Below are 6926 nucleotides of genomic sequence, written 5' to 3' on the forward strand. Positions count from 1 at the left end.
GACTTGCTATGTTAGGTGGACTTTGGTGGCCTGTTTATCTTTTCCCAGAATGGTTGCAAAATATATCTAAACTGACACCAACCTATTATTTATTAGAGTTCGTTAATAAATATATCAAAGAAGATATTTTCTCTTATAAAGCTCTAGCTATACTTCTAGCCTACTCAATTGTATGTATAATTGCTACATTGGTAATAAAAAACAGAGGAGAATCAAAATAATAATAATAATAATAATATAAGAGTGAGGATAAATTATTCACACTCTTATATTATTATGGTATCATTAAAGAATAAGGAGGCTGAAATGTATAAAAAATTACTAAATTTATTAAAGGGAAATTATGGGTTTTATCTATCTTTGGTATTTTTTATATTCCCACTTGTATATGTTATTAGTGGAAGTTATCCAAAATATATATTACCCTTAACTATTCTCGCCATCGCTTCATATATAGGAATGTTATATACAAAAAATAGAGTTCTTGTTTTTACAGAATGGTTTTATTTAATTGCTTATATCAGTTACATGACCATTGTTTTATATCCAACGAACATTCTATTTAGTTTTTATTTAAGTAATCTACTTGTTTGGCATTTTCAAGATAAATATTTTACTTATAGAACAATTAGTTTTTTCATAACAATAAATATCCTAACATTATATATAATTGCTAATCCCAAAATGAATATTGGAGATAGAATAATCCTATTTATTTTTTCTTCTATATGTATCATAACTTATTTTAGCCAAAAATATGCCTATGAAAGAAATAGATTAAAAAATGAACGTTTAAAACACAATGAACATATTAACCTACTTCTTGCTGAAAATGAAAGAAATAGAATTGGACGCGACTTACATGATAGTATCGGCCATACCTTTGTTATGCTAAAATTAAAAGCAGAACTAGCTGAAAAATATTTAGAAAAAAATAATATTGAAGCAGCCAAAAATGAACTTAAAGAAATCAGTGAAATCAGTAGTTCTTCTATGACAGAAACGCGATCTATAATTAATAAGCTTAAATATAGAAGTATTAATGAAGAATTAAAAGTTATTTCAGATATAATGACCATGGCTGATATTTCGTTAGATATTAAGAATAATATGACTACACTACCATCTCAGCTAGTAGAATGGACTATTACAATGGTACTAAAAGAATTAACGAATAATGTCATTAAGCATAGTAATGCTAATAAATGCAATATTGAAATAAATGAATCTAATAATAACTACACTGTTATTATCTCTGATAACGGTAATGGCTTTGAAAATATTAACGGAACGGAACTTTCATCTATAAGAGAAAGAATTAAACTAGTTAATGGAGTAATAAATATAATATCAAAAAAATCTCCCACAACTATCGAAGTAACAATCAATAAATAACAACAGGAGGACAATATGAAATTACTTATCGCTGAAGATCAAAGTATGTTACGAGATGCAATGGCAACATTATTATTAATGGAAGTTAGTGTTGAAAATGTACTTCAAGCAAAAAATGGAAAAGAAGCTATAGATTTAATTTCTACTAATGATATAGATGTAGCTATACTTGATGTAGAAATGCCTGAAGCAACAGGACTAGACGTACTAGAATACATTCGTAGTAATAATATACATTGTAAAGTTGTTATTGTGACAACTTTTAAACGTATGGGATATTTTGAACGCGCTATAAAAAACAACGTAGATGCCTACGTCTTAAAAGATCGCTCAATAGATGAACTTATGAAAACAATTAACAACGTCTTATCAGGTAACAAAGAATACTCACCTGAACTAATGGAAAATATTTTTAACAATCATAATCCATTAACAAATCAAGAAAAAATTATTCTTTTAAAAATTAAAGAAGGATTACCAAATAAAGAGATTGCTAATGAATTGTTCTTATCCGAAGGAACTATTAGGAATTATATTTCTAACATCCTAACTAAATTAAACTGCAAAAACAGAACAGAAGCTGTAAAAAAATCTACTGAGGAAGGATGGCTTTAGATGACAAGAAAACTCGCTATAAGATTATCATTACTTTCGTCAATTATATACATAGCACTAACAATACTATACTTTACATGTGTAATATCAAAAATTAATCATTCTGACAGTCCTAGCGCAGGCGCTGGTTCAGGAATGCTACTTGCATTTCTAATACCACACTACTTTATGCTCTTAATAGCTGTTATTTTTAATATTGTTATCTCATTAATAAAATTCGCGAAAAATTATTTAATAATTATAAATATTATATTATATATCATCGCTGGTGCGTTAGGGATTTATATTGGACTTTTCTTTATTATTTCTATTATTTTCCAAATAATATTCTTGATAATTGCGTATAATAAATAAAACAGGAACAACTCTAAATCATAATTTTTACAAATTGATTTTTAGTTGTTCCTATTATTTTATTTGACCAAAGAATAGCTTATGTTGATTAATTCTTTTATTGACTCCAATTTGATATTCTTATCTATCACTATGCTAATCCAATGCTTTTTATTCATATGATATGCTAGAAAAATATTTTTATTATCAATAATTTCTAAAATTTTATCCGCAGGATATTTTACATTTAAAATTTTCACCTTAGTTGTAATATCAGTATTTTTATTCAATTTATTATACTCTATGTCCAGAAACAAGGAATACCATTTATTTTTTTCATTTACCATAGCTAATATATCTGGATGTTTTTTAAAAGGATTAACATGATTTCCACCATATTTATTATTACAATAGTCTATAACTTCTGAACTTATTTTTTCTGATTTATCAGCTAATCCTAATATAGAATTTAGGATTTTTTCCACAGACTCTATAATATTTTGAACCGTTTCGCCTACAGCACTAGCTACACTAAATAATGAATAAATCTCATCAAATTCTAAATCATAAACTTCTATCAAAAGTTGACTATTAACAAATACGATTTCTATTGAGAAACTACTATCTAAAATTTCTTTTCGATATATTAGTTTTTCTGCTTCTTCCTTAAATCCAAACCCGTTTAGCTGTTCCTTAGAAAAGTTATATTCCTCTACATCTATAATCTTCATATTTATTATTCGAATCTAGCTCTATCATGACTTTGATTCCACTTATCTACTTCTGGTTCTTTTGGTACAATAGTTTTACCTGCTGATACATAATATCCGACCTTAATTGCTTCAAAGTCTGTTGTAGAGCCAAATCCTGGTGTTTGATATAAATCTTTTAAGTAGTTGAAAATGTTAGGATATTCCTCAATTCTCTTTTTATTCGCAGAATATAATCCATAATAAACGATATCAAAGCGAATCATAGTAGTATAGAAACGAATATCTGTTTCTGTTATCGTATTTCCATGGAAGTATCTTTGATTTGATAAACGTTTCTCAACTACATCCATCATATCGAAGAATCTTTCGAATGCCTCATCATATTTTTCTTGGCTTTCAGCAAATCCCATTTCATACACACCATCATTAATAGCTACAGCTAATTTTTCATTCCACTCATCGATTTGATCAGCAAGATGCTCAGGATATAAATCTATTCCATTTTTTTTATGTAGTTTTTTAAATACTGTCGCAAATTCATGAAGTAACTCAGCTGATTCTTTTCTAACTACTTTTCCTGTAGTTATATCAACAAGCACCGGTACTGAATATGGTCCTTCATAATCTGAATCACTATTTAAGTACACATCTTTAATTTTTGATTGTTTTAAAACTGGATCTAGCCCTTCTTTATCTAAGCTAAATTGCCATCCTTCTTCTCCACGACGATAATCCAATGTTCCTAAACTAATCGCATCATCTAATCCTAGTATCTCTCTTGCTATAACTGCTCTATGTGCATAAGGACAGACCGCAGTCCAAAATAGTCTATATCTCCCTTCCTCTATAGGTTGTTCCTCTGTTCCAAATGGTTTACTAAAAAATTTTTTCATGTGATTTTCTCCTCTTTAATTTTCTATAAATTTTTTCGCTTCTTCATAAATATACATAACATTCAAAGTATGTTCTTTCTGATCATTCATGAACTCAAAATCTTTATTATTTATAACTTCAACGAATTTTTTAAACTCAGCAAACATTCTATGTGAATGGATATTATTATTTTCCTCTATAAAATTATCTTTTGTTTGAATACTGTAATTAGGAACTTCATTTGTAGGACCAATAACCTTAATTATACCTTGATCTCCTTGAATATTTACATAACTATTATTAAAAGTATCTTTGGCTGCTATGCATACTACTTTAAAGTTATCGTATTCTAATAGAAGAATACCCGAAGTATCCACATCATTAACTATATTAGGTGCATAATGTACATTATTAGGTTTACCAAATAATCCAACAACAAAGTGAATGTTATAAATATTTAAATCACCAAGCACTCCTCCACCTTTACTCTTATCAAAGACTGGAGCTATTATTCCATTTTTAAATGCTTCGTATCTTGAAGAAAGTTGAGAAAAATTACACTCAACAAGTCGTATTTCTCCTATGTTATCAATGTTATCTTGTATATCAAGATAATTTTTTTGATATTGGTTTGTTATTGCTTCTATTAATATTAATTCCTTAGCTTCGGCTATTTTAAATAATTCTACAGCTTCATCATACTTTAAGGTGAAAGGTTTCTCACAAATAACATTTTTACCAGCTTCTAAAGATTTCTTAGCAACTGAATAATGTAAATTATTCGGAACTGCAACATAAATTGTATCTACTTCTTTATTTTCCAGACAAAAATCAATATCAGTATATATATTCTTAATATTATATTTAGACTGTAATTCTTTTAAATTTTCAATATTTCGAGCTGTTATAGCTTCTAATTTAATTTCTGGAAGTTCATGAGCAAAAGATAAGAAATCTTTCACTATCATTCCAGAACCAATAATTCCTAATTTCATGTTTTCCTCCAAATTACTATGTATCCTTTAATTATATCTTTATAAACTTACACTAGCAACTTTTCTGCATAAAAACTCTTCCTCCAACTCATCACCTCTATTATAATAACTATTCGATATCAATTTGAAAATAATAGACATTATTTTTATTATCTTTCATATTTTTTCATTTTTCTATTGACTTATATGTACCTTGTATGATATATATATATATATTTCAGAATGGAAAGGAATACAATATGACTAAAAAAATACTTGTTACAGGTGGAGCTGGATTTATCGGGTCTCACACTTGTATAGAATTATTAAACAATGGAAATGAAGTAGTTGTCGTTGATAACTTATATAATGCCAACAAAAAGAGTTTAGAAGTAGTTGAACGAGTTACTGGTAAAAAGGTAACATTTTATGAAGTTGATGTTCGAGATGAAGATAAATTAAACAAAGTTTTTGAAAAAGAAGGAAATATTTATGGAGTTATTCACTACGCTGGATTAAAAGCAGTTGGTGAATCTTGTGAAATCCCATTAGCATATTATGATAATAATATAGCTGGAACTATTACTTTGTTCCGTGTTATGGAAAAACACAACTGTAAAAATATAATTTTTAGTTCATCAGCTACAGTTTATGGAGATCCTCATACATTACCAATTAAAGAAGATTTCCCATTATCTGTAACTAACCCATACGGACGTACTAAATTAATAACTGAAGATATTTTAAAAGATGTTTATAAAGCAGACAACGAATGGAATATTGTTCTCCTTCGTTACTTTAATCCAATCGGAGCACATGAATGTGGAGATATTGGTGAAGATCCAAAAGGAGTACCAAACAACCTAATTCCTTATATTATGCAAGTAGCTGTAGGTAAACTAGAAAAAGTTCAAGTTTTTGGTAATGATTTTGATACTCATGATGGTACTGGAGTACGTGACTACATCCACGTAGTAGATTTGGCTCGAGGTCACGTTTCTGCTCTTAAGAAATTAGAAAAAGGTAGTGGCTTAACTATTTATAACTTAGGAACAGGAATTGGTTATTCTGTATTAGATATTATTAAGAGTGCATCAGCTGCTGTTGGGCGTGATTTACCATATGTTATAACTCCACGTCGTGCAGGAGATATCGCTGCATGTTATGCTGATGCTACAAAAGCAAAAGAAGAACTTGGATGGGAAGCTCAATACGATATAAAACGTATGTGTGAAGATTCTTGGAGATGGCAAAGTAAACATCCAAACGGATTCGCTGATTAATATACTTAAACAAGAAAATAAAAGTCTATGAGACTGACCTAAAAGTCCTAGAAATAAAAAGTTAATATAAGAGCCTATAGGCGCAACGGGAATGACTCAACAAAATCGATTTTCCAAAATCATGATTTTTGAGTCACTCCTTTTTTTTATATAATAACACTTATTGAATTAACCACTATTCTTATTTCCATAATAAAAATCATCCTTCTTTTTTCTCAAGAATGGATGATTTTTCAATTATTTAACTCGTTTCTTTTGTCATATAGTAAAGTCTCATTTGTTTTGAAAAGTTTAATTACTCAACTTACTAGAAAAGAGACTCAAACGAGTCTCCTTCCTCATAAATTATGCTTTTTTTCTAGATTTAATTGCTCCAATAACTAATGGAATTAAGCTAATTAAAACAATAGCAATTACAACTACTGAAAAGTTTTTCTTAACATATGAAATATTTCCGAAGAAGTACCCTACTGATATAAATAATGTACACCAACAAAGTCCTCCAAAGAAATCTATCACTCTAAACTTAGAGTATTTCATCTTACCAGCCCCTACAATAAATGGAACGATCGTACGGATAATTGGGAAAAATCTAGCTAAGAAAATAGATTTTCCTCCGTGTTTTGCTACAAAGTTCTCCGCGTCTTTTATGTTTTCATCAGACACAAACTTTTTAAACCACGCTTTACTCTTTAAATAATCAGAGAAGTTTCTTCCAATAAAATAGTTACAATTATCAC

At 28.6% G+C, this 6926-nt stretch carries 8 protein-coding genes and 1 pseudogene; 5 read left to right on the forward strand and 4 right to left on the reverse strand.

All coding sequences use genetic code 11. The annotated features are described in order from the left end of the window. The 4 genes and pseudogenes from RWS90_RS07475 to RWS90_RS07490 all read left to right on the forward strand — a co-directional run. Window positions 1-221 (forward strand): annotated as a pseudogene (locus RWS90_RS07475) (ABC transporter permease); the annotation flags it as partial. Window positions 222-684: 463 nt separating this feature from the next. Continuing rightward, window positions 685-1395 (forward strand): histidine kinase, encoded by a 711-nt coding sequence (locus tag RWS90_RS07480; RefSeq protein WP_314550129.1) that lies wholly within the window; start codon window positions 685-687, stop codon window positions 1393-1395. Between the two features lie 15 nt (window positions 1396-1410). Next, on the forward strand, window positions 1411-2010 hold the full coding sequence (locus RWS90_RS07485; protein WP_314550131.1) for a response regulator transcription factor: 600 nt from the start codon (window positions 1411-1413) through the stop codon (window positions 2008-2010). Continuing rightward, window positions 2011-2364 carry a hypothetical protein gene (locus RWS90_RS07490; RefSeq protein ID WP_314550133.1) on the forward strand — a complete coding sequence of 118 codons (354 nt, stop codon included), beginning with the start codon at window positions 2011-2013 and terminating at the stop codon, window positions 2362-2364. Window positions 2365-2423: 59 nt separating this feature from the next. Here RWS90_RS07490 and RWS90_RS07495 read toward each other — a convergent pair whose 3' ends face one another. The 3 genes from RWS90_RS07495 to RWS90_RS07505 are packed head-to-tail and all read right to left on the reverse strand — an operon-like array spanning window position 2424 to window position 4924. Next, a complete protein-coding gene (locus RWS90_RS07495; protein WP_314550135.1) occupies window positions 2424-3074 on the reverse strand; it encodes an MmcQ/YjbR family DNA-binding protein in 651 nt (216 codons plus the stop codon). Between the two features lie 5 nt (window positions 3075-3079). Continuing rightward, window positions 3080-3949 (reverse strand): glutathione S-transferase C-terminal domain-containing protein, encoded by an 870-nt coding sequence (locus RWS90_RS07500; protein WP_314550137.1) that lies wholly within the window; start codon window positions 3947-3949, stop codon window positions 3080-3082. 15 nt (window positions 3950-3964) lie between these two features. Beyond that, window positions 3965-4924 (reverse strand): Gfo/Idh/MocA family oxidoreductase, encoded by a 960-nt coding sequence (locus tag RWS90_RS07505; RefSeq protein ID WP_314550140.1) that lies wholly within the window; start codon window positions 4922-4924, stop codon window positions 3965-3967. A 239-nt stretch (window positions 4925-5163) separates the two neighbouring features. On the opposite strand from RWS90_RS07505, the gene galE reads away from it, so the two are divergent. Further along, on the forward strand, window positions 5164-6186 hold the full coding sequence (galE, locus tag RWS90_RS07510; RefSeq protein WP_314550141.1) for a UDP-glucose 4-epimerase GalE: 1023 nt from the start codon (window positions 5164-5166) through the stop codon (window positions 6184-6186). Between the two features lie 345 nt (window positions 6187-6531). Here the strand turns inward: galE and RWS90_RS07515 are convergent. After that, window positions 6532-6926, reverse strand: a 395-nt coding sequence (locus RWS90_RS07515) for a VTT domain-containing protein (RefSeq protein ID WP_314550142.1), incomplete at its 5' end; no start/stop codon positions are given.

It is taken from the genome of uncultured Gemella sp. (assembly GCF_963529685.1).
Taxonomy (GTDB): Bacteria; Bacillota; Bacilli; order Staphylococcales; family Gemellaceae; genus Gemella.

Coding starts and splice junctions, on each gene's coding strand:
- RWS90_RS07500 (WP_314550137.1), bottom strand. CDS start 3,949: ATGAAAAAATTTTTTAGTAAACCATTTGGAACAGAGGAACAACCTATA.
- galE (WP_314550141.1), top strand. CDS start 5,164: ATGACTAAAAAAATACTTGTTACAGGTGGAGCTGGATTTATCGGGTCT.
- RWS90_RS07485 (WP_314550131.1), top strand. CDS start 1,411: ATGAAATTACTTATCGCTGAAGATCAAAGTATGTTACGAGATGCAATG.
- RWS90_RS07480 (WP_314550129.1), top strand. CDS start 685: ATGAATATTGGAGATAGAATAATCCTATTTATTTTTTCTTCTATATGT.
- RWS90_RS07490 (WP_314550133.1), top strand. CDS start 2,011: ATGACAAGAAAACTCGCTATAAGATTATCATTACTTTCGTCAATTATA.
- RWS90_RS07495 (WP_314550135.1), bottom strand. CDS start 3,074: ATGAAGATTATAGATGTAGAGGAATATAACTTTTCTAAGGAACAGCTA.
- RWS90_RS07505 (WP_314550140.1), bottom strand. CDS start 4,924: ATGAAATTAGGAATTATTGGTTCTGGAATGATAGTGAAAGATTTCTTA.